The organism is Delftia lacustris, assembly GCF_040267515.1.
In the GTDB taxonomy this organism is placed as follows: Bacteria; Pseudomonadota; Gammaproteobacteria; order Burkholderiales; family Burkholderiaceae_C; genus Comamonas; species Comamonas tsuruhatensis.
In genome coordinates this window covers 878,623-900,098 of the sequence record NZ_CP141274.1, presented here as the reverse complement: position 1 = coordinate 900,098, position 21,476 = coordinate 878,623, and the positions used below count along the sequence as shown (strand labels likewise).

17 protein-coding genes are annotated in these 21,476 nt (G+C 67.5%); 4 read left to right on the top strand and 13 right to left on the bottom strand.

Annotated elements, in window-relative coordinates:
* Positions 1-30: 30 nt before the first annotated feature.
* Entirely contained in the window at positions 31-1,461 is a 1,431-nt protein-coding gene (gene glmU, locus U6958_RS05550) for a bifunctional UDP-N-acetylglucosamine diphosphorylase/glucosamine-1-phosphate N-acetyltransferase GlmU (protein WP_074922463.1), read from the bottom strand.
* A gap of 104 nt (positions 1,462-1,565) precedes the next feature.
* Between glmU and U6958_RS05545 the strand changes: the two genes are divergently transcribed.
* Positions 1,566-2,540 carry a LysR substrate-binding domain-containing protein gene (locus U6958_RS05545; RefSeq protein ID WP_012207701.1) on the top strand — a complete coding sequence of 325 codons (975 nt, stop codon included), beginning with the start codon at positions 1,566-1,568 and terminating at the stop codon, positions 2,538-2,540.
* Positions 2,541-2,667: 127 nt separating this feature from the next.
* On the opposite strand, the gene tyrS is transcribed toward U6958_RS05545, so the two are convergent.
* The gene (tyrS, locus tag U6958_RS05540; protein ID WP_026062926.1) at positions 2,668-3,900 is read right to left on the bottom strand and encodes a tyrosine--tRNA ligase; all 1,233 of its coding nucleotides are present in this window, start codon (positions 3,898-3,900) and stop codon (positions 2,668-2,670) included.
* A 191-nt stretch (positions 3,901-4,091) separates the two neighbouring features.
* Between tyrS and U6958_RS05535 the strand changes: the two genes are divergently transcribed.
* Positions 4,092-5,459 carry a peptidoglycan DD-metalloendopeptidase family protein gene (locus tag U6958_RS05535; RefSeq protein ID WP_404997199.1) on the top strand — a complete coding sequence of 456 codons (1,368 nt, stop codon included), beginning with the start codon at positions 4,092-4,094 and terminating at the stop codon, positions 5,457-5,459.
* A 106-nt stretch (positions 5,460-5,565) separates the two neighbouring features.
* Complete coding sequence (locus U6958_RS05530; protein ID WP_074922467.1) at positions 5,566-6,714, top strand: anhydro-N-acetylmuramic acid kinase; 1,149 nt, start codon at positions 5,566-5,568, stop codon at positions 6,712-6,714.
* Between the two features lie 197 nt (positions 6,715-6,911).
* Here U6958_RS05530 and U6958_RS05525 read toward each other — a convergent pair whose 3' ends face one another.
* The 7 genes from U6958_RS05525 to rplM form a co-directional block, all read right to left on the bottom strand.
* Positions 6,912-8,210, bottom strand: coding sequence for an NCS2 family permease (locus U6958_RS05525; RefSeq protein ID WP_016448452.1), 1,299 nt, complete (start codon positions 8,208-8,210; stop codon positions 6,912-6,914).
* A 179-nt stretch (positions 8,211-8,389) separates the two neighbouring features.
* Complete coding sequence (gene xdhB, locus U6958_RS05520; protein ID WP_074922469.1) at positions 8,390-10,816, bottom strand: xanthine dehydrogenase molybdopterin binding subunit; 2,427 nt, start codon at positions 10,814-10,816, stop codon at positions 8,390-8,392.
* Position 10,817: 1 nt separating this feature from the next.
* Positions 10,818-12,431: a xanthine dehydrogenase small subunit gene (gene xdhA, locus U6958_RS05515; protein ID WP_074922477.1), complete on the bottom strand. Its 1,614-nt coding sequence runs from the start codon at positions 12,429-12,431 to the stop codon at positions 10,818-10,820.
* A gap of 279 nt (positions 12,432-12,710) precedes the next feature.
* A complete protein-coding gene (gene mdtD, locus U6958_RS05510) occupies positions 12,711-14,153 on the bottom strand; it encodes a multidrug transporter subunit MdtD (RefSeq protein WP_074922478.1) in 1,443 nt (480 codons plus the stop codon).
* A gap of 116 nt (positions 14,154-14,269) precedes the next feature.
* On the bottom strand, positions 14,270-14,644 hold the full coding sequence (gene erpA / locus U6958_RS05505) for an iron-sulfur cluster insertion protein ErpA (protein WP_013800449.1): 375 nt from the start codon (positions 14,642-14,644) through the stop codon (positions 14,270-14,272).
* 202 nt (positions 14,645-14,846) lie between these two features.
* Positions 14,847-15,239 (bottom strand): 30S ribosomal protein S9, encoded by a 393-nt coding sequence (gene rpsI, locus U6958_RS05500; protein WP_012207710.1) that lies wholly within the window; start codon positions 15,237-15,239, stop codon positions 14,847-14,849.
* Between the two features lie 10 nt (positions 15,240-15,249).
* Positions 15,250-15,678 carry a 50S ribosomal protein L13 gene (gene rplM / locus U6958_RS05495; RefSeq protein WP_012207711.1) on the bottom strand — a complete coding sequence of 143 codons (429 nt, stop codon included), beginning with the start codon at positions 15,676-15,678 and terminating at the stop codon, positions 15,250-15,252.
* 267 nt (positions 15,679-15,945) lie between these two features.
* Here rplM and U6958_RS05490 point away from each other — a divergent pair, with 267 nt between their 5' ends.
* Positions 15,946-16,818 (top strand): 23S rRNA (adenine(2030)-N(6))-methyltransferase RlmJ, encoded by an 873-nt coding sequence (locus tag U6958_RS05490; protein WP_074922480.1) that lies wholly within the window; start codon positions 15,946-15,948, stop codon positions 16,816-16,818.
* A 6-nt stretch (positions 16,819-16,824) separates the two neighbouring features.
* On the opposite strand, the gene U6958_RS05485 is transcribed toward U6958_RS05490, so the two are convergent.
* The 4 genes from U6958_RS05485 to ahcY all read right to left on the bottom strand — a co-directional run bounded on the left by U6958_RS05485 (position 16,825) and on the right by ahcY (position 21,440).
* Positions 16,825-17,721: a septal ring lytic transglycosylase RlpA family protein gene (locus tag U6958_RS05485; RefSeq protein WP_074922482.1), complete on the bottom strand. Its 897-nt coding sequence runs from the start codon at positions 17,719-17,721 to the stop codon at positions 16,825-16,827.
* A 78-nt stretch (positions 17,722-17,799) separates the two neighbouring features.
* Positions 17,800-18,627, bottom strand: coding sequence for a methylenetetrahydrofolate reductase [NAD(P)H] (metF, locus tag U6958_RS05480; RefSeq protein WP_016448461.1), 828 nt, complete (start codon positions 18,625-18,627; stop codon positions 17,800-17,802).
* Between the two features lie 22 nt (positions 18,628-18,649).
* On the bottom strand, positions 18,650-19,852 hold the full coding sequence (locus U6958_RS05475) for a TlyA family RNA methyltransferase (protein ID WP_016452756.1): 1,203 nt from the start codon (positions 19,850-19,852) through the stop codon (positions 18,650-18,652).
* A 157-nt stretch (positions 19,853-20,009) separates the two neighbouring features.
* On the bottom strand, positions 20,010-21,440 hold the full coding sequence (ahcY, locus tag U6958_RS05470) for an adenosylhomocysteinase (protein WP_016448463.1): 1,431 nt from the start codon (positions 21,438-21,440) through the stop codon (positions 20,010-20,012).
* Between the last annotated feature and the right edge of the window lie 36 nt (positions 21,441-21,476).

Here is a 21,476-nt window from a genome sequence, read left to right as displayed (position 1 = left end):
GGGCCCTCGAGCCCACGTGTCTCGGAAGTCTCAGGACTTGGGCAGTTTGACCGGGCGCTTCCAGCTGGTGATGCTCACCTGCCTGCCCCGCGATACCGTGAGCACGCCAGGCTCGGTGCTCTTGGTGACCGTGGAGCCGCCGCCCACCGTGCCGCCCGCGCCAATGGTGACGGGCGCCACCAGCACGCAGTTGCTGCCGATTTGCACGTCGGCCTCGATCACCGTGCGGTGCTTGTTCACGCCGTCGTAGTTGGCCGTGATGGAGCCGGCGCCGTAGTTGACGCGCTCGCCCACCGTGGCATCGCCCAGGTAGGCCAGGTGGTTGGCCTTGGCGCCATCGGCCAGCACGGAGTTCTTGACCTCGACGAAGTTGCCGATGTGCACTTCGCGGCCCAGCTGCGCCCCGGGGCGCAGGCGCGCAAACGGGCCCACCAGGGCGCCCTCGCCCACGCTGACGCCGGCCTTCTCGCCATCGACATGCGTGTACGGATGGATGACGGCGCCCGCCGCAATCGTGGCGTTGGCAATGCTGCAATAGGCGCCGATGCGCGCGCCTTCGCCAATCTCCACATGGCCGCTGAAGATGCAGCCCACGTCGATCTCCACATCCTGCCCGCAGACCAGGCGTGCCGCGCGGCCGGTGCGCGGGTCATCGCGCAGGTCAAAGCGCGCGGGGTCGGCCAGGCGCACGCCCTGCTCCATCAGCGTGCGGGCCTGGGCGCCCTGGTGGGCGCGCTCCAGCTCGGCCAGCTGCAGCGGGCTGTTGACGCCGGCCACCTGCACGGGGTCGGCAATGCAGTGCGCGACCACGGGCACGCCGTCGGCCACGGCCATGGCGACCACGTCGGTCAGGTAGTACTCGCCCTGGGCGTTGTCATTGGTCAGGCGGGCCAGCCAGCCGGCCAGGTGGCGGGCCGGCACGGCCATGATGCCGCTGTAGATTTCCTGGATGGCGCGCTGGGCGTCATTGGCATCCTTTTGCTCGACGATGCGCTGCACCGTGCCGTCTTCGCCGCGCACGATGCGGCCGTAGCCCGTGGGATCGGGCAGGCGCACGGTCAGCAGCGCCAGCCGCTGGCCATCGGCCGCATCGACCAGGGCGCGCAGTGTGTCGGCCTGCGTCAGCGGCACATCGCCCGAGAGCACGATGACCATGCCGTCGCCCGCCAGCGCAGGCACGGCCTGCTGCACCGCATGGCCCGTGCCCAGCTGCGGCTCCTGGCGCACGAACTTCAGCGCCATGGAGCCGCCCTGGCAGGCCGCCGCCATGGCGGGCTCCACCTGGTCCGCGCCGTGGCCCGTGACCACCACGGCCGAGCGCGCATCCAGCTGCGCCGCCGTGGACAGCACATGGCCCAGCAGCGGGCGCCCCGCCAGGCGCTGAAGGACTTTGGGCAGGCGGCTTTTCATGCGCGTGCCCTTGCCCGCGGCCATGATGACGAGATCCAGAGGTGCTGTCATAGGTGATTCATCCAAAACGCCAGAACCTGTGCCGGCAACGCCGCCGATTATCTGCCCGCCAAGGGCTGCGGCCGGTCACACGATTGACGTATGCTGGCGGCGCCATGCCCCATGCCACCACTGCACCCGTTCCCCTGCTGCGCACACGCGCCATCGGAGCCGGCCATCTGCGTGCCTTCCTGGCCGTGGCCCGGCACCTGAATTTCCGCGCGGCCGCCGACGAGCTGTCGCTGACGCAGTCGGCCGTGAGCCGCCAGATCCAGTCGCTGGAGGATGAAGTCGGCGTGCCGCTGTTCCTGCGCCACACGCGCGCCGTGGAGCTGACCGGGGCCGGCGCCCAGCTGCTGCGCTCGGTGGCGCCCGCGCTGGAGCAGATCGACGCCTCGGTGCGCCAGATCCGCCAGACCGTGGGCCGCAAGAGCGTGGCCATCACCACCTGGGCCAGCTTTGCCGCCATGTGGCTGATCCCGCGCCTGGAGTCCTTCCAGCGCGCCTGGCCCGATATCGACATCCGCATCGACACCAGCGACACCGTGATGGACCTGGACACCACCGACGTGGACCTGGCACTGCGCTACGGCCGCGCGGGCGACGGCTGGCCCCAGGCGCAGCGCCTGTTCGGCGAGCAGCTGGCCGTGGTGGCCAGCCCGCGCCTGCTGGCCGGCGGCCCGCCGCTCAGGACACCGGCCGACGCGGCCCGCTACACGCTGATCGAGACCGGCGACGCCCACCGCATGCCCCAGCTGGAGTGGCTGGGCTGGCAGCGCTGGTTCGGCGTGCAGGGCTGCGACCAGCTGCAGCCGCCGCGCTGGCTGTACTTCAACTACGCCCACCAGATCGTGCAGGCCGCCCTGGCCGGCCAGGGCCTGGCCATTGCACGCCTGCCGCTGGTGGCCGATGCGCTGGCGGCTGGCGACCTGGTCGAGGTGCTGCCCGCGCACCGGCTGGAATCGCCGCTGGCCTACTGGCTGATCGTGGGCCCGCGCAGCGCCGCGCGTCCCGAGGTGGCCGCCTTCTGCCGGTGGCTGCAGGAGCAGGCCGAGGTCACGCGCGAAACCGTCGAATCGCCCCCGGCTTGAAAAATGCCCCCCCACGCTCCCCGAGGGGGCCGTTTTCATCTTGGGGCGGCCCGGCGATGAAAAAAGGACGCGGGCATGCCGGCGTCCTTCATTCCTGTGCAGCCGGGCGCATGGCCCGGCGCGGGCATCAGCCCAGCGTCACGCGCGCAAACTTGCGCTTGCCCACTTGCACCACATAAGTGCCGGCTTCGAGCTTGAGGCCCCGGTCGCTGATGGCCGAGCCATCCACGCGCACGCCGCCGCCGTCGATCAGGCGGTTGGCCTCGCTGGTCGAGGGCGCCAGGTTGGCCTGCTTGAGCAGGGCACCGATGCCCAGCGGCGCGCCCGACAGGCTGACCTCGTCGATCTGGTCGGGAATGCCGCCCTTGCTGCGGTTGTTGAAATCCTGCTCGGCCGCATCGGCCAGCGCCGCGCTGTGAAAGCGCGCCGTGATCTCCTTGGCCAGCAGCACCTTGGCGTCCTTGGGATTGCGCCCGCCTTCCACCTCGGCCTTGAGCGCGGCGATCTCGGCCAGGCTCTTGAACGACAGCAGGGTGTACCAGTTCCACATCAGCGTGTCCGAGATGCTCAGCACCTTGGCGAACATGGTGTTGGCGTCCTCGGTGATGCCGATGTAGTTGTTCTTGGACTTGGACATCTTGTGCTCGCCGTCCAGGCCCACCAGCAGCGGCATGGTGAGCACGCACTGCGTGTCCTGCCCGTATTCCTGCTGCAGGTGGCGGCCCATGAGCAGGTTGAACTTCTGGTCCGTGCCGCCCATTTCCAGGTCGGCGCGCAGCGCCACCGAGTCATAGCCCTGCAGCAGCGGGTAGAGGAATTCATGCAGGCTGATGGAGCTGCCCTCGGTGAAGCGCTGGTGGAAGTCGTTGCGCTCCATCATGCGGGCCACCGTGTACTTGGCCGACAGCTCGATCATGCCGCGCGCGCCCAGCTTGTCGCACCACTCGCTGTTGTAGCGCACCTCGGTGCGCGCCGGGTCCAGCACCTTGGCGGCCTGGGTGTAGTAGGTCTCGGCGTTGACCTTGATCTGCTCGGCCGTCAGCGGCGGGCGCGTGCTGTTGCGGCCCGAAGGGTCGCCGATCAGGGTGGTGAAATCGCCGATCAGGAAGATCACCTGGTGGCCCAGGTCCTGCAGCTGGCGCATCTTGTTGAGCACCACGGTGTGGCCCAGGTGGATGTCGGGCGCCGTCGGATCCAGGCCCAGCTTGATGCGCAGCGGCACGCCCGTGGCCTCGGAGCGGGCCAGTTTCTGCACCCAGTCGGCCTGGGGCAGCAGTTCATCCACGCCGCGCAGGGTGATTTCAAGCGCTTGGCCTACACCTTCAGTGACCGGGTATGTTGTAACAGCAGATTGATTCATAAGGGTTTTTCGCCAGGCCGCGTAGGACCGCGTCGGTATACTCCGGGGATTTTCCCGCTGCGGCGAATTCTAGACGCCCGCCTTTCCGCACCACAGAGCGCGGACTTGTTGCCCGTCTGGAGAGCGTATCCCGCCGCTGCGATGCTGTCCGGCCCCCAGGCCGGATGCGCGCAACCCAAGGATCTGATGTTGTGAAATATGGCTTGAACCATGCCAGCGGTGCTCTTGTTGCGCGGCTGACCTCCGTGATCCAGCAACACCCCCAGCGTGTCACCGCAGCACTGGCAGCCATCTTGCTCACGGGCGGCGGCGGCGCCTTCGCCGTGGCCAACCTGGGACCCGATCCGGCCGACCTGCCGGTGCGCATGCTCTCCACGCCCGTGGAATCGCTGGCAGAAGGCCAGACCCTGGCCGAGCTGACCGACAGTGTGCAGGGCATGTCCCTGTACCGTTCCGAATACACGCGTGGCAGCGACACGGCCGAAACCCTGCTGCAGCGCCTGGGCGTGGCCGATCCGGCCGCCGCCGCCTTCATGCGCGGCAACGACCAGGTGCGCCAGCATGTGCTGGGCCGCGCCGGCCGCCTGGTGACGGCCGAGACCACGCCCGACCACCAGCTGTCCCTGCTGACCGTGCGCTGGGCACCCGACGAGGACGGCAGCTTCCGCCGCCTCGTGGTCGAGCGCAAGAACAATGAACTGAGCACACGCATCGAGACGGGCAAGCTGACCGCCTCGCCGCGCCTGGCCGGCGGCATCATCCGCAGCTCGCTGTTCGCCGCCACCGATGCGGCCTCCATTCCCGACGCCGTGGCCATGCAGATGGCCGACATCTTCCAGGGCGACGTGGACTTCCGCCGCGGCCTGCGCAAGGGCGACCGCTTCTCGGTGGTCTACGAATCGCTGGAAGCCGATGGCGAGCCGCTGCGCGCGGGCCGCGTGCTCAGCGCCGAGTTCCACAACAACGGCAAGGTCGTGCAGGCCCTGTGGTTCCAGGACGAAGGCAAGGCCAAGGGCGACTACTACACCATGGACGGCAAGAGCCGCCGCCAGGCCTACCTGACCTCGCCCGTGGAGTTCTCGCGCATCAGCAGCGGCTTTGCCATGCGCATGCACCCCATCCACAAGACCTGGCGAGCCCACCTGGGAACGGACTTCGCGGCGCCCACGGGCACCAAGGTACGCACCGTGGGCGACGGCACCGTCTCCTTCGCGGGAGTGCAGAACGGCTACGGCAACGTGATCTTCGTGGACCACGCCAACAACCACACCACGGTCTATGCCCACCTGAGCCACATCGGCGTCACGCGCGGCCAGCGCGTGGAACAGGGCGACATCATCGGCAACGTGGGCTCCACGGGCTGGGCCACGGGCCCGCACCTGCACTTCGAGTTCCGCGTCAATGGCGAGCACCGCGACCCCATGACCATCGTCCAGGCCACCGATGCCGCCCGCCCCGTCTCCAAGGCCGGCCGCGCCGCCTTCGACAAGATGGCCGCGCAGATGCGCATCGAGCTGCAGGCATCGAACGAGGCGCTGGCCTTGGCCAGCGAACGCTGAACCATCGCTGCGATCACGCAAAGGCTGCCCTGGCAGCCTTTGTTGTTTCAGGCGCATCCTTTTGTGATCGCCAGCCCCGGGGTCCCGCAGGGCTACCATTGCCGGCATGAACCAGCCAGCCCCCTCCCCCATCGCCCACCGCTACTGCATCGGCCTGATGTCCGGCACCTCGCTCGACGGGGTGGACGGCGTTCTCGTGGACTTTGCCGAAGGCACGCAGGTGCTGTGGCATGCCAGCCGGGGCTTTGATGCCGCGCTGCGCGCCGAGCTGCTGGCCCTGAACACCCCCGAGGGCCGCGACGAGCTGCACCGCGCGGCGCTGGCGGCCAATGCGCTGGCGCGCAGCTATGCCGAGGTGGTGCGGGAACTGCTGCAGGCCACGGGCCTGGCGCCCGGCCAGATCGCAGCCATCGGCGCCCACGGCCAGACCGTGCGCCACCGGCCGCAGATGTTCGACGGCACGGGCTACACGCTGCAGCTCAACAGCCCGGCCCTGCTGGCCGAGCTCAGCGGCGTTGCCGTGGTGGCCGACCTGCGCAGCCGCGACGTGGCCGCTGGCGGCCAGGGTGCGCCACTGGTGCCCGCCTTCCACCAGGGCGTGTTCGGCCGGCCCGGCGAGACGGTACTGGTGCTCAACATCGGCGGCATTGCCAATCTCAGCGTGCTGGCGGGCGATGGCACGGTGCTGGGCTTCGACTGCGGCCCCGGCAATGCGCTGATGGACGGCTGGTGCCAGACGCACACGGGCCAGCCCTATGACGACGGCGGCCAGTGGGCGGCCACGGGCCAGGTGCTGCCCGCCCTGCTCGACCGCCTGCTGGCCGAGCCTTTCCTGCAGCAGCCGCCACCCAAGAGCACGGGGCGCGACCTGTTCCACGCGGACTGGCTGGCCGGCCATCTGTCCGCCAGTGCAACCAGCGCCGCCGATGCCCGCCCCGCCGACGTGCAGGCCACGCTCACCGAATTCACGGCCCGGGCCTGCGCCAGTGCCGTGCAGCGCTTCGGGCGTGGCGGCGGCGAGCTGCTGGTCTGCGGCGGAGGCGCCTTCAACACGCAGCTGATGCAGCGCATCGCCGCCCTGCTGCCCGGCGTGGCCGTGGACACCACGGCCGCGCGCGGCCTGCCGCCGCAGCAGGTGGAGGCCGCCGCCTTCGCCTGGCTGGCGCGCCAGGCCCTGCTGGGCCTGCCCGGCAACCTGCCGGCCGTCACAGGCGCACGCGGCCCGCGCATCCTGGGCGCCATCCACCCCGCATAAAAAAACCGTGCAAGGCATCCGCCAAGCATGGGCCCACCAAACATCTTGCCTGAGCCCAAAGCCTATGAAACTGGCGCGGCCCAAAAGCAGGGACGCCGAGCAAGAGCCGCCTCGCGGCGAGGGCGTCGTCCCCCTCCCGCGAAGCGAGAGAGGGCGCCGTGCATACGGGGGAAGGCGCGCAAGCGCCTCAGGGGGTGCTATCCGCCTATATAGACGAACTTGAAGAGGAAGACGCCGCCGATCAGCCACACCATCCAGTGCACTTCCTTGGAACGGCCCGTGAACAGCTTGAGCACGGCATAGGTGATGAAACCGAAGGCCAGGCCATTGGCCACCGAGTAGGTGAAGGGCATGAGCAGGGCCGTGACGGCGGCGGGGATGGCCTCGGTGGTCTCGCCCCATTCGATCTCGGTCAGCTCCTTGAGCATCAGGCAGGCCACGAAGAACAGCGCGGGCGCCGTGGCGTAGCCGGGCACCACGCCGGCCAGGGGCGACAGGAACAGGCAGCACAGGAAGAGCGCGGCCACGGTCAGCGCCGTCAGGCCCGTGCGGCCGCCAGCCTGCACACCGGCCGCGCTTTCCACGTAGGCCGTGGTGCTGGAGGTGCCCAGCAGCGAGCCCGCGAAGATGGCGCCGCTGTCGGCCAGCAGCGAACGGTTGAATCGTCCCATGCGGCTGGGCACCAGCAGGCCCGCGCGCTTGGCCACGCCCATCAGCGTGCCCGTGGCATCGAACAGCTCGACCAGGAAGAACACCAGCACCACGTTGAGGATGCCGCCGGTCAGCGCGGACTTGATGTCCAGCTGCAGGAAGGTGGGTGCAATGGAGGGCGGCGCCGAGAACACGCCGTGGAACTCGTTGCCCGCGAAGAAGAACGAGGCCACGGTGACCACGACGATACCGATCAGGATGGCGCCCGGCACCTTCAGGCGGTCCAGCACCACGATGATCAGAAAGCCCAGCGAGGCCAGGATGACTTCGGGCTTGTGCAGGTCGCCCAGGGTCACGAAGGTGGCCGGCGATGCGGCGACGATGCCCGCGCTCTTGAGCGCGATCAGCGCCAGGAACAGGCCGATGCCCACGGTGATCGCTATGCGTATGGACTGCGGTATGCCCTTGATGATCAGCTCCCGCAGGCCGAACAGCGTCACCAGCAGGAACAGGCAGCCCGAGACGAAGACCGCGCCCAGCGCGGCCTGCCAGGTGAAGCCCATGTGCAGCACCACCACGTAGGCGAAATAGGCGTTCAGGCCCATGCCCGGCGCCAGCGCGATGGGATAGTTGGCGTACAGCGCCATGATGGTCGTGCCCAGCGCCGCGATCAGGCAGGTGGCCACGAAGACGGCCCCCTTGGGCATCCCCGCATCCCCCAGGATCGAGGGATTGACGAAGATGATGTAGGCCATCGTCAGAAAGGTCGTCAGGCCCGCGACCAGCTCGGTTCTTACATTGGTGCCGTGCTCACTGAGCTTGAACACCCGTTCCATCCAGTTCATCGCATTGTCTCCGTGTTGTTTTCGCATGCGGGGCGCAACGGTTGTGAAAGCGCCCAGGGTTGAGCACCGGCTGTCCAGGCCGGCACAAGGCATGGCACCCTGCCGGGCGGCCATGGACCTGGTTGCGCGCATCGCTGCGCGCGGATTCAAGGAATGAGGGGGCGGCAGCGCCGGTCCGCTCAGCTCCCGGCGGCCTGCACGGCCTCGATGGCGCGCAGGATGGATTCCGGCGTGGCCGGCGATTGCAGCGGCGGGTTGCTGCGGTGCCCGCCCGCGGCCGAGACGGCATCGCGGATGGCGAAGAACACCGAGAACGGCAGCAGCAGCGGCGGCTCGCCCACGGCCTTGCTACGGTGGATGGAGTCCTCGAAGTTGTCGCCCTCGAACAGCCGCACGTTGAACACGGGCGGGCAGTCGTTGGCCGTCGGGATCTTGTAGGTGCTCGGGGCGTGCGTGGTGAGCTTGCCGCTTTGCGGATGCCAGACCAGCTCCTCCGTGGTCAGCCAGCCCATGCCCTGGATGAAGGCGCCCTCGACCTGGCCCACGTCCACGGCGGGGTTCAGCGAGCGGCCCACATCGTGCAGCACGTCGGCGCGCAGCAGCTTGAACTCGCCGGTCAGCGTGTCCACCACCACCTCGCTCACGGCGGCACCGTAGGCGTAGTAGAAGAAGGGCCGGCCCTGCATGGTGTCCTTGTTCCACGAGAGGCCGGGCGTGGCATAGAAGCCGTCGGACCACAGCTGCACGCGCTCGATGTAGGCCTCGCCCACCACGGCCTTGAAATCCAGCACCTTGCCGTTGACGTGGACCTGGTCGTTGGCGAAGCGCACGTCCTCCGCGCGGCCGCCATGGCGCTCTGCGGCGCAGGCGGCCAGGCGCTCGCGGATCTGGCGCGCCGCGTCCTGCGCGGCCTTGCCGTTGAGGTCGGCCCCCGTCGATGCCGCCGTGGCCGAGGTGTTGGCCACCTTGGTGGTGTCGGTGGCCGTGACGCGCACGCGACCGAAGCCCACGCCCAGCTCGTGCGCCACGACCTGGGCCACCTTGGTGTTCAGGCCCTGGCCCATCTCGGTGCCGCCGTGGTTCACGAGGATGGAGCCGTCGTTGTAGACATGGACCAGGGCGCCGGCCTGGTTGAAGTGCTTGACGTTGAAGGAGATGCCGAACTTGAGCGGCGTCAGCGACAGGCCGCGCTTGAGCACGGGGCTGGCCGCGTTGAACTCGGCGATGGCATCGCGGCGCGCGCGGTAGTCGCTGCAGGTCTCCAGCTCGGCCACCAGCTCGTGGATGATGTTGTCGGTCACGACCTGGCTGTAGGGCGTGACGTTGCGCTCGGTCTTGCCGTAGAAGTTGACGCGGCGCACATCGAGCGCGTCGCGCCCCAGCTCGCGCGCCACCGTCTCCATGATGTTCTCGATGGCGATCGCGCCCTGCGGGCCGCCGAAGCCGCGGAACGCCGTATTGCTCTGCGTATTGGTCTTGCCGGAGTAGCCGTGCATGGACACATCGGGCAGCCAGTACGTGTTGTCGAAGTGGCACAGCGCGCGCGTCATCACGGGGCCGGACAGGTCGGCCGAGTGGCCGGCGCGCGAGACCATGGAGATCTCGGCGCCGAGGATGCGGCCCTCGTCGTCGTAGCCCACCTCGTACTCGTACCAGAAGCAGTGGCGGCGGCCCGTGATCATGAAGTCGTCATCGCGGTCCAGGCGCAGCTTGACGGGGCGGCGCAGCCGCGTCGCGGCCACCGAGGCCACGCAGGCGAACAGGGCCGACTGCGACTCCTTGCCGCCGAAGCCGCCGCCCATGCGGCGGCACTCCACATGCACGGCGTGCGAGGCCACGCCCAGCGCATGCGCCACCAGGTGCTGCATCTCGCTGGGGTGCTGGGTGGAGCAGTACAGGTGGACGGCGCCGTCCTCCTTGGGGATGGCGTAGCTGATCTGGCCTTCCAGGTAGAACTGCTCCTGGCCGCCCACGTAGAACGAGGACTTCAGGCGGTGCGGCGCCTCGTCCATGGCGCGGCGCGAGCCGCCTTCATTCGTGCTGCGCGCCAGGTGCATGGGCGGCAGCACGTACTGGCCCAGCTCATGCGCCTGCTGGGGCGTGAGCACGGGCGGCTCGGCCGTGATGTCGGCCGCCGCCTTGGCCTGGGCCGCAGCCAGGCGCGCCGCCTCGCGGCTTTCGGCGATCACGGCGAACAGCGGCTGGCCCAGGTAGCGGATCTCGCCGCTGCACAGGATGGGGTCGTCGTGGATGATGGAGCCGCAGTCGTTGACGCAGGGAATGTCCTCGCCCGTGAGCACGGCCACCACGCCGGGCATGGCGCGGATGGCATCCAGCCTGAGCGCATTGAGCCGGCCATTGGCCACGGGCGACAGGCCCAGCGCACAGTGCAGCGTGCCGTCCAGCTCGGGCAGGTCATCGATGTAGGCGGCCTCGCCGGCCACATGCAGATGGGCCGATTCATGCGGGCGGCTGATGCCCACGCGCTGGCCCTGGATGTGGGCGCCGGCCTCGGCACGCTCGTCCACGCGGAAGGCGGTGTTCTTAAGGTAATGCGCAAAGGCCTCGGACGAGTGCAGCAGGGAAGGGTCGATGGGGCGGTTCATTTCAGGCTCCTTGGTGCACTGCGTGGGGCATCACGCTCCAGACGCTGGTGGCCTGCAGCGGCAGCGGCTGCTGCGCACGTGTCTCCAGCCACAGGCGCTGCAGCAGGTTCTGCGCCACCCTGAGCCGGTAGTCGGCGCTGGCGCGCATGTCGGACATGGGCTTGAAGTCCTGGGCCAGCGCGGCCTGGGCGGCCTTCACTGCGGCCTGGTCCCAGGGCTGGCCCACGATGGCCGCCTCCGCCAGGGCCGCACGCTTGACCACGGCAGCCATGCCGCCAAAGGCCAGGCGGGCGGACTTCACCACCTCGCCATCGAGCTCGATGGCCAGCCCCGCGCACAGCGCCGAGATGTCGCAGTCAAAGCGCTTGCTGATCTTGTAGGCACGGGTCTGGCGCCGTGCAGCGTCCAGCGGCACGGCCAATGCCTGCACGAACTCGCCCGGCTCCAGCTGGTTCTTCATGTAGTCCAGATAGAAGTCATGCAGCGGCATGCGGCGCACGCGTGCCCCCTTGCGCAGCTCGATCTGCGCGTCCAGCGCCATCAGCACGGGCGGCGAGTCCCCAATGGGCGAGCCATTGGCCACGTTGCCGCCCATGGTGCCCGCATGGCGGATGGGCACGGAGGCAAAGCGCAGCCAGACATCGGTCAGCCCCTCGAAGCGCTGCGACAGCGCCGACCAGGCCGATTCCAGCGAGGCACCGGCGCCGATGTACAGCTCGCCGCCGTCCAGGCTGCCCGCGCCGCGACGTTCCTCGACGCGCTTCATCTCGGCCACGTCGCCCACATAGACGATGTCGCCCAGGTCGCGGAACTGCTTGGTCACCCACAGCCCCACATCGGTGGAGCCTGCCAGCAGGCGCGCGCGGGGCTTGGCCTCGCAAACGGCGCCCAGCTCATCCAGCGTGCGCGGAGCGTGGAAGCTGTCCACACGGCCGCCCTGGGCAGTGTTGGGCGCGGTGTAGTCCAAGCCGGCATCCTGCGCGCGCAGGCCCTGCAGTGCCTGCACCACGGGGTCGGTGGCCATGCGCGTGGCGGGCAGGTCGAACATGCGCTGGCCTGCATCCAGGATGGGACGGTAGCCCGTGCAGCGGCACAGATTGCCCGACAGCTCGTCGGCCAGCTGCTGGCGCGAGGGACGCGTGCCGGCCTGCTGGTGGTGCTCATAGGCCGACCACAGCGACATCACGAAGCCCGGCGTGCAAAAGCCGCACTGCGAGCCGTGACAGTCCACCAGCGCCTGCTGCACGGGGTGCAGTTCGGCACCGCCTGCGGGCTTGCCCGTGGCACAGCCCTGCTTGCCGGCGCACTGGCCCTTGACGTCCTCCACCGTGAACAGCGCCTTGCCGTGCAGCGTGGGCAGGAACTGGATGCAGGCATTGACCGTCTGCAGCTGCAGGCCGCCCACGGCGTCGGGCGCGCCGTCTTCGGCCAGCTCGGCGATGACCACGGTGCAGGCGCCGCAGTCACCTTCGTTGCAGCCCTCCTTGGTACCGGTGCAGCGCGCGTCGCCGCGCAGCCAGTCGAGCACCGAGCGCGTGGGATGCGGCCCCTGTACCTCGACGATCTGGCCGCGGTGATAGAAGCGGATGGGTTGGGAACTGGGGCTCTGGCTCATGCTCGTGGGGGCAACTGCTGGTGCGTGGACTGTTCGGATCACGACTTACGCAAATTCCGAGGAAGAAAGCCGCTGGCCCTGTGGCGATGGCGTGTTTGCGTTCTTGCTTGCGTAAGTCCTGCGGATGTACCCGAGATTAAGTCCAGCCCCGCCCAAACGCATAAGACGGCCTCGATATTTCCTATGCGGGCTGCCATATATCCTTGCCAAAAACAAGGGTAAACCCGCAACAAAAGTGCGGATTGCAGCGGTTCAGGGTTCAAAAGCTATGCACAGCCCTCACTCGTGCTCGGCCGGCTCCAAAGGCTTGGGCCGCACATCCTCATCGTCGCCGAGCTGCGAGAAGATCATGGTCGAGGCCAGCGTCACCGCGCCCATGCAGACGAAGGTGGCGCGGAAGGCATTGAGGGTGTGCTGCGGCGTATCGCCGCCGAACCATTCGCTGAAACCGGCCAGCACCGCACCTGCGGCGGCCACGCCCATGCCCATGGCCAGCATCTGCACCATGGACAGCAGGCTGTTGCCGCTGCTGGCGTTGCCGGCATCCAGGTCCTTGAGCGTGACGGTGTTCATGGCCGTGAACTGCATGGAGTTGGTGGCGCCGAAGATCAGCAGCTGGACGATGACCACCCACAGCGGCAGCGCCGTGGAGACCGTGCCGAAGCTGGCGATCATCAGCGACAGCACCAGGGTGTTGCCCATGAGCACGCGGCGGTAGCCGATGCGCTGGATCAGCGTGGTGGTCTGGCGCTTCATGGCCATGCTGGCCAGCACCGTGGGCAGCATCATCATGCCGGCCTGCAGCGGCGAAAAGCCCAGGCAGACCTGCAGCACCAGCGGGATCAGGAAGGGCATGCAGGAGCTGCCCAGGCGCGAGAACAGATTGCCCAGCAGGCCCACGCGCAGGCTGCGCACGGCGAACAGCTCGGGGGCGAACAGCGGGTCGGGCCGGCGCAGCGCATGCAGCCAGTAGGCGGCCAGGCTGGCCAGGCCGAAGATCAGCAGCACGAAGACCATGGCGCCGTGGATGCCCTTGCCCGACATGCTGTCCAGCGCCAGCGACACGGCCACCATGCCGAAGGCCAGCAGCGCATAGCCCACGCCGTCGAAGCGCTTGACGGCGAAGCGGTCGCCCACGGGCATGAAGCGCAGGGTAGCGGCCAGGCCGATCAGGCCCACGGGCACGTTGACCAGGAAGATCCAGTGCCAGCTCACGTACTCCACCATCCAGCCTCCCAGCGTGGGGCCGATCAGCGGCCCGACCAGGCCGGGAATGGCCACGAAGCTCATGGCCTTGAGGAACTGCTCGCGCGGGAAGGCGCGCAGCACGGCCAGCCGGCCCACGGGCATGAGCAGCGCACCGCCCATGCCCTGCAGCACGCGTGCGGCCACCATCAGTTGCAGGTTGGGAGCAATCGCGCACAGCACCGATCCCAGCACGAACAGCGCAATCGCCCACAGGTAGACGCGCCGCGTGCCGAAGCGGTCGGCCATCCAGCCCGATGCCGGGATCAGCATGGCCATGGTCAGCGAATAGGCGACGATGACGGACTGCATGCGCAGCGGGCTCTCGCCCAGGGCCTCGGCCATGGTGGGCAGCGCGGTATTGACGATGGTGCCGTCCAGCGTCTGCATGAAAAAGCCGATGGCCACAAGCCATAGCAGCACCGAACGCGAGGAGGATGTGGAGGAGGCGGAAGCGCTTTTGTCTTCAGGAATCATGGCAAGGCAGGAAGGGCGCAGGCGTTAAAAAACCGCCTGCGCATTGCTGCGCGGCGGTTGGTGGCGTGTTGTGCGGCGGGCTGCTGCGGGCTTCACTGCAGCGCGGCCGACAAGGCTTACACCGAGAAGCTCGATCCGCAGCCGCAGGTGGTGGAGGCGTTGGGGTTCTTGATCACGAACTGCGCGCCCTGCAGGTCTTCCTTGTAGTCGATCTCGGCACCCACCAGGTACTGGTAGCTCATGGCGTCGATCAGCAGCGACACGCCATTCTTGGTCATGGTCGTGTCGTCGTCGTTGGTGATCTCGTCGAACGTGAAGCCGTACTGGAAGCCCGAGCAGCCGCCACCTTGCACGAACACGCGCAGCTTCAGGTCAGGGTTGCCTTCCTCGGCGATCAGATCGGCCACCTTGGCAGCTGCGCTGTCGGTGAAGACGATCGGGGTGGGCATTTCGGCGGTGGTGGTTTCGGTGATTTCTGCGACGGCGCTCATGGGGATACTCCGAAGTTCTCAATTGGCCCGAATGGTACAGCAAAGGGCTCGGGAATTCCCGGGGCTGCCGGCTTGACGACAGTGCAAGTGGGGGCATTGCCCACTGAACGAGAAAGGTTTGCATCGCCCAGAAAAAAACCGCCGGCAAAGGCGGTTTTTTTCTGGGGAAAGCCCCGGGGGACTTTCCTGCAGTGCCAGCGGATTAACGCTTGGAGAACTGCTTGGCGCGGCGTGCGGAGCGCAGGCCGACCTTCTTACGTTCGACTTCACGAGCGTCACGCGTCACGAAGCCGGCTTGGCTCAGGACGGGCTTGAGCGCTGCGTCATAGTCGATCAGGGCGCGGGTGATGCCGTGGCGGGTAGCGCCGGCCTGGCCGGATTCACCACCACCGTGGACGTTCACTTGAATGTCGAAAGCTTCCAGGTTGCTCGTCAGAGCCAGGGGCTGCTTTGCGATCATGATCGAGGTTTCGCGGCCGAAGTATTCCTGAATGTCCTTGCCATTCACGGTAATCTTGCCGGAGCCCTTCTTCAGGAACACGCGTGCGACGCTGGATTTGCGACGGCCGGTGCCATTGTTCCAATCACCAATCATCTAGGTCTCCTTAGATTTCCAGAGCCTTGGGCTGCTGGGCGGTGTGGGGATGCTCAGCACCGCCGTACACCTTGAGCTTCTTGATCATTGCGTAGCCCAGGGGACCCTTGGGCAGCATGCCCTTGACGGCCTTTTCCAGAGCGCGGCCGGGGAACTTGGCCTGCATGTCGCGGAAGTTGGTGGCAGTGATGCCGCCGGGGAAACCAGAGTGGCGGTAGTACACCTTGTCCAGGTTCTTGGTGCCGGTGACCTTGAGCTTGGAGGCGTTGATGATGACGATGAAGTCGCCGGTGTCAACGTGAGGTGTGTAAATGGCCTTGTGCTTGCCGCGCAGACGGAGTGCCACTTCGCTGGCGACACGTCCGAGCACCTTATCGGTGGCGTCAATCACAAACCACTCGTGTTGCACCTCAGCGGGCTTTGCGCTGAATGTAGACATGAGTTTTCTCTTTCAAGAAAGGTTTGGCGGGCCCTTTTCCGCGGTCGGTGCTTCTTCAAAAAGGAAGCCTCTTAGGCGGGGATGTAAACTTCGCCGCGGGACCCATAAAATCGCTGCGAAGCCCGCCATTATACAAAACTGGCGCAACCGCACCATCCCCCCGATCCGCAAGTCCCCGGCAGCCCTCGCCGCGAGGCGCCAGCGCCGGGCAACCTTGCAGCCGCCATGGGTGTCCACCCGCCAGCGCGGCTGGTTACCATCACGCCTATGTTCAGTTACCGCCACGCCTTCCATGCAGGCAACCATGCCGATGTGCTCAAGCACACCGTGCTGATCGCCACCCTGCAATACCTCCTCCAGAAGGAGGCCGCCCTCACGGTGCTGGACACGCACGCCGGCGCCGGCCTGTACCGTCTGGATGGCGACTATGCCAACAAGAGCGGCGAGGCCGCAGACGGCATACTGCGCCTGGCCCAGGCCAAGGAGGCCGAGCTGGCCCCGGTGCTGCAGGCCTACCTGGCCACGGTGCGCTCCTTCAACCAGGGCGCGCAGCTGCGCAACTACCCAGGCTCGCCGTTCATCATCCAGTCCCTGCTGCGCGTGCAGGAGCGCGACAAGCTCAAGGTCTTCGAGCTGCATCCCACCGACATGCGCTCGCTGGCCGGCAACATTGCCCAGCTCGAAGCCGGCCGCCAGGTGGCCGTGCTGCACGAGGACGGCTTCGAGGGCATCAAGAAATTCCTGCCGCCGCCGTCGCGCCGAGCCCTGGTGCTGTGCGACCCCAGCTACGAGCTCAAGAGCGACTACGCCAAGGTGCTGGACATGGCGTCCGACAGCCTCAAGCGCTTTGCCACAGGCACGTATGCGTTCTGGTATCCGATCATCCCGCGCCCCGAGGCGCACGATCTGCCGCGCCGCCTGAAGACCATGACCACCAAGGCCGGCAGGAGCTGGCTGCATGTGGAGCTCACGGTCAAGAGCAACAAGACCTCGGAGCGCGGCGGCCTGCCGGCCAGCGGCATGTTCCTGATCAATCCACCGTTCAATCTCAAGGAACAGCTCAAGCCGGCCATGCCGCAGCTGGTCAAGCTGCTCGGTCAGGACGAGAACGCGGCCTTCACGCTCGAATCCGGCGGCTGAGCCCGTTCAGCGCGCGTTCGAGGCCGCAGAGGCCACTGCGGTGGACGAGGCAGCGGCGGGCGCCGCAGCCTTCGCCACCGGCTTGGCGGCAGGGACGGCACGGCTGGCCACGGCCGTGCGTGCATTGGGCCTGGGGGCAGGCGCCTTGGCCTGGACACGCGGACGCACCGGCGCCTTGGCCTGAACCCGGGTCCGTGCCTGTGTTGTCTGTGCCTGTGCCTTGGCCTGCTGCGTCTTCTCGATGGACTTGGCCTTCCTGGCCGTGACCAGGGTTTCGGGGCATTCCTGCTCACCATCGTCGAGCTGCCACAGCTCCACGGGCTTGATGCCCAGGCCGACCATGCCCAGCTCCTGCGCTGCGGCCTGGCTCAGATCGATCACGCGGCCAGGCGCAAACGGCCCGCGGTCGTTGATGCGCACCACCACTGTCTTGCCCGTGGCGGCGCTGCGCACGCAGACGCGGCTGCCGAAGGCAAAGCTGCGGTGCGCGGCCGTCAATTCTTCCTTGTCGAAACGCTCGCCGCTGGCGGTCAGCCGGCCATGCAGGCCCGGGCCATACCAGGAGGCCAGGCCTTGCTGGTCGCTGTCGCGCGAGGGCACGAGGGCGAAGTCGGGATTGGAGGGCGCCTCGGCACTGCCTTCGGGCGAGGCCGACTCGGAGGGCTTGGCATCCGGGGATTTGCTGGCCGGCTGCGCGGCCCGCGATGTGCGGCCACCGCGCTTGCCGGCCGAGGGCACGGCCGCTGGCGTCTGGCCTTCATCCATTGCCGCCGCACCTGCGGTCAGGGCGCCGGACTCGGCATCGCTTTGTGCCACGGGAGCCGGCGCGCAGCCGGCCAGGGTGGCGGTGATGGCGCACATGGCCAGCCAGCGCCAGTGCAGGCGTCGAAAACCACGATCCATGGGCAAAAACCTCCAGGGAACGCCTGACCGTTCCCAAGTTCTAGAGGGTCGCCCGGGGCCGGCGCAGTGGCTGCGCGCTCAAAGGCCCAATCGATCGCAGATTTCCAGCGTGGCGACGCTCTGGTTCATCGTATAGAAGTGCAGCCCGGGAGCGCCCTGGCTGCGCAACTGCTCGCATAGACGGGACACGACATCAAGGCCGAAGGCGCGAATGGACGCCGTGTCATCTCCGTAAGCCTGCAGACGCAGGCGGATCCAGCGCGGGATCTCGGCGCCGCAGGCGTCCGAGAAGCGCATCAGCTGCGTAGAGCTGGTGATGGGCATGATGCCGGGAACAACCGGTGCATCAAGCCCCATGCCGCGCGCCGCATCAACGAAACGGCAGTAGGCGTCGGCATTGTAGAAATATTGGGTGATCGCGGAATCCGCGCCAGCGCGCACTTTAGCCGCAAACGCATCCAGATCGGACTGTGGGGATTTCGCCTGCGGATGGACCTCCGGGTAGGCAGCCACCTCGATGTGGAACCAGTCGCCGAACTCGCGGCGGATGAATTCCACGAGATCGCTGGCGTACTGGAATTCGCCACCCAGGCCATAGCCGCTGGGCAGGTCGCCGCGCAGCGCGACGATGCGGCGCACGCCCATGGCCTTCAGCTCCTGCAGTTCGGCGCGCACCTTGTCGTGCGTGGCGCCCACGCAGGAGAAATGCGATGCCGCGCTGACGCCTTCGTTCTGGATGTCACGCACCATGGCGAAGGTGCCCGTCTGCGTGGAGCCGCCCGCGCCATAGGTGACGGAGCAGAACTGGGGCTTGCGCGCATAGAGGTTCTTGCGCACCTGCACATGCTTGGTCGCGCCCTCGGGCGTCTTGGTCGGGAAGAACTCGAAGCTGATCGGAAAGCTCATGTAAGACTCGCTGCTCAGTGTTTCATTCGTTGCGTTTGCGCAGCTTGGCGCGGCCCGGACCGGGCACGCCGAACTCGGTACTGGTGTCGATCACACGCTCGTTGCGCTGCTCGCGCAGCACGGTGCGGGACACGCGCTTAGGCGCGGCCGGCTTAGGAGCGGCCTTCACGGCCGAGCGGGGCTCGTCGTCGTCCTGCGTTTCAGGCTGCTCTGGCTCCTTCACCACGGCCGCCTGCTGGGCATGCACGAAGAATTCGCGGTTGCCGTCGCCGCCTTCGATGGCCGACTCCATCCAGCCCTTGACCTCCAAGCCCAGCTCGCCCAGGCAGGTGCGGATGCGCTGCTCCACCTCGGTGAACAGGGCCGCATCGCGCACGATGCCGCCCTTGCCGACCTGGCCCGGCTGCAGCTCGAACTGCGGCTTGACCAGCATCAGCAGCTGGCCATGCGGCTTGAGCAGGCGCGTGACGGCCGGCAGCACCAGGGTCAGAGAGATGAAGGACAGATCGCCCGTGACGAAGTCGAACTGCGGCGTGATGTCCACGTCGGCAAACTCGGCGCGGCGGCGGCGCTGCGTGGCCACCGTGCCCTCATCGCGCGCCTTGCCCTTGGCCGCGCGCTCGGCCTTGAAGGCCTCGATCTCGTTTTCCTTGGCGTCGTCGCTGTCGTCGTAGTCTTCGTCAACCACGCCGCCGTTGCGCATCCAGGCATAGGGCGCCACGGGCTGGGTGTCGTTGTCGTCGGGATCTTCCTCCCAGCGTTCGGACAGCACTTCCTCGCAGGCCTCCTGCAAGCCCTCGGCCGTCACCGCGCGGGCATTGACGCCTTCGACGCAGATCACGCGCGCATCCGAGCGCAGCCGGTCATGCAGCTGGCCATGGCCCACGTCCACGCCGATGACCTGGGCGGCGCCTGCCTGCAGCAGGCAGTCGGTGAAACCGCCCGTGCTCTGGCCCACGTCCAGGCAGCGCAGGCCGTCCACCGACAGCTTGGTGGCCGCCAGCGCGCCTTCCAGCTTCAGCCCGCCGCGCGAGATGAACCGGGCCTCGGCCCCGTCCAGCAACTGCAGCTCGGCACCTGCGGGAATCTCGTCACCGTTCTTGGCGACCTTCTTCCACGGCGTCAACGGCGTCATGCGCCACTGCACGCCACCCGCAATCAGCCGCTGCGCCTGCGAGCGCGTGGCCGCATGGCCGGCTTCCACCAAAAATACATCTGCGCGCATAGCGTCGCTCCAGGAAATCTCAGTTGACTAATGCCCGAAACCGGCGCGACCCAACTCAGGGACGCCAAGCAAGGGCCGCCCCGCAGCGAGGGCGTCGTCCCCCTCCCCCGCGAAGCGGGTAGAGAGGGGGAAGGCGCGTCAGCGCCTCAGGGGGTGCTTAATACCTATAAGTTTCGGGCTTATAGGGACCCTGCTTGCTCACGCCGATATAGGCAGCCTGGCCGTCCGTCAGCTCGGTCAGCATGGCGCCGACCTTCTTCAGGTGCAGGCGGGCAACCTTCTCGTCCAGGATCTTGGGCAGCACGTAGACCTTGCCGACCTCGTAGGCATCGGGCTTGGTGAACAGCTCGATCTGGGCGATGGTCTGGTTGGCGAACGAGGCGCTCATCACGAAGCTGGGGTGGCCGGTGGCGCAGCCCAGGTTCACCAGGCGGCCCTTGGCCAGCAGGATGATCTTCTTGCCGTCAGGGAAGGTGATGTGGTCCACCTGGGGCTTGATCTCTTCCCACTGGTACTGCTCGATGGAGGCGACGTCGATCTCGTTGTCGAAGTGGCCGATGTTGCAGACGATGGCTTCGTTCTTCATGGCCACCATGTGCTCGTGGCGGATGATGTCGCGGTTGCCGGTAGTGGTCACGAAGATGTCGGCCTTGTCTGCCGCCCACTCCATGGTCACGACCTTGTAGCCTTCCATGGCGGCCTGCAGGGCGTTGATGGGATCGATCTCGGTGACCCAGACCTGGGCCGACAGCGCGCGCAGCGCCTGGGCGCAGCCCTTGCCCACGTCGCCGTAGCCGGCCACCACGGCGACCTTGCCGGCGATCATCACGTCGGTGGCGCGCTTGATGCCGTCCACCAGCGATTCGCGGCAGCCGTAGAGGTTGTCGAACTTGCTCTTGGTGACGGAGTCGTTGACGTTGATGGCGCGGAACTTCAGCGTGCCCTTGGCCGACATCTCGTTGAGGCGGTGCACGCCGGTGGTGGTCTCTTCGGTCACGCCGATGATGTGGGCGCTCTTGCGCGTATACCAGGTGGGGTCCTGGGCCAGCTTGGCGCGGATGGCGGCGAAGGCGATCTTCTCTTCCTCGGAGGCGGGGTTGTCCAGCACGGACAGGTCCTTTTCGGCGCGCATGCCCAGGTGCAGCAGCATGGTGGCATCGCCGCCGTCGTCCAGGATCATGTTGGGGCCTTCGCCTTCGGTACCGGCGGCGCCGAATTCAAAGATGCGGTGGGTGTAGTCCCAGTAGTCGGCCAGCGATTCACCCTTGATGGCGAACACGGGCGTGCCCGTGGCGGCGATGGCGGCGGCGGCATGGTCCTGCGTCGAGAAAATGTTGCACGAGGCCCAGCGCACGTCGGCGCCCAGGGCCTTGAGCGTCTCGATCAGCACGGCCGTCTGGATGGTCATGTGCAGCGAGCCGGCGATGCGCGCGCCCTTGAGGGGCTGTGCCGCGGCGAATTCCTCGCGCGTGGCCATCAGGCCGGGCATTTCGGTTTCGGCGATCAGGATTTCCTTGCGGCCCCAGGCGGCGAGGGAAATGTCAGCGATGGCCGTGTCGGCGGAAACGGGACGAACAGCAGCGTTCATGGTTTTCTCCAAAAGATGAATGAAAAACCACGTTCT

Excerpts from the sequence above, each read along its gene's own strand:
- xdhA (WP_074922477.1), bottom strand. The coding sequence starts at position 12,431 with ATGAGCCAGAGCCCCAGTTCCCAACCCATCCGCTTCTATCACCGCGGC.
- glmU (WP_074922463.1), bottom strand. The coding sequence starts at position 1,461 with ATGACAGCACCTCTGGATCTCGTCATCATGGCCGCGGGCAAGGGCACG.
- metF (WP_016448461.1), bottom strand. The coding sequence starts at position 18,627 with ATGAGCTTTCCGATCAGCTTCGAGTTCTTCCCGACCAAGACGCCCGAG.
- xdhB (WP_074922469.1), bottom strand. The coding sequence starts at position 10,816 with ATGAACCGCCCCATCGACCCTTCCCTGCTGCACTCGTCCGAGGCCTTT.
- U6958_RS05525 (WP_016448452.1), bottom strand. The coding sequence starts at position 8,210 with ATGAACTGGATGGAACGGGTGTTCAAGCTCAGTGAGCACGGCACCAAT.
- U6958_RS05475 (WP_016452756.1), bottom strand. The coding sequence starts at position 19,852 with ATGCGCGCAGATGTATTTTTGGTGGAAGCCGGCCATGCGGCCACGCGC.
- rplM (WP_012207711.1), bottom strand. The coding sequence starts at position 15,678 with ATGTCTACATTCAGCGCAAAGCCCGCTGAGGTGCAACACGAGTGGTTT.
- U6958_RS05485 (WP_074922482.1), bottom strand. The coding sequence starts at position 17,721 with ATGGATCGTGGTTTTCGACGCCTGCACTGGCGCTGGCTGGCCATGTGC.
- tyrS (WP_026062926.1), bottom strand. The coding sequence starts at position 3,900 with ATGAATCAATCTGCTGTTACAACATACCCGGTCACTGAAGGTGTAGGC.
- U6958_RS05545 (WP_012207701.1), top strand. The coding sequence starts at position 1,566 with ATGCCCCATGCCACCACTGCACCCGTTCCCCTGCTGCGCACACGCGCC.
- rpsI (WP_012207710.1), bottom strand. The coding sequence starts at position 15,239 with ATGATTGGTGATTGGAACAATGGCACCGGCCGTCGCAAATCCAGCGTC.
- mdtD (WP_074922478.1), bottom strand. The coding sequence starts at position 14,153 with ATGATTCCTGAAGACAAAAGCGCTTCCGCCTCCTCCACATCCTCCTCG.
- U6958_RS05530 (WP_074922467.1), top strand. The coding sequence starts at position 5,566 with ATGAACCAGCCAGCCCCCTCCCCCATCGCCCACCGCTACTGCATCGGC.
- U6958_RS05490 (WP_074922480.1), top strand. The coding sequence starts at position 15,946 with ATGTTCAGTTACCGCCACGCCTTCCATGCAGGCAACCATGCCGATGTG.
- erpA (WP_013800449.1), bottom strand. The coding sequence starts at position 14,644 with ATGAGCGCCGTCGCAGAAATCACCGAAACCACCACCGCCGAAATGCCC.
- ahcY (WP_016448463.1), bottom strand. The coding sequence starts at position 21,440 with ATGAACGCTGCTGTTCGTCCCGTTTCCGCCGACACGGCCATCGCTGAC.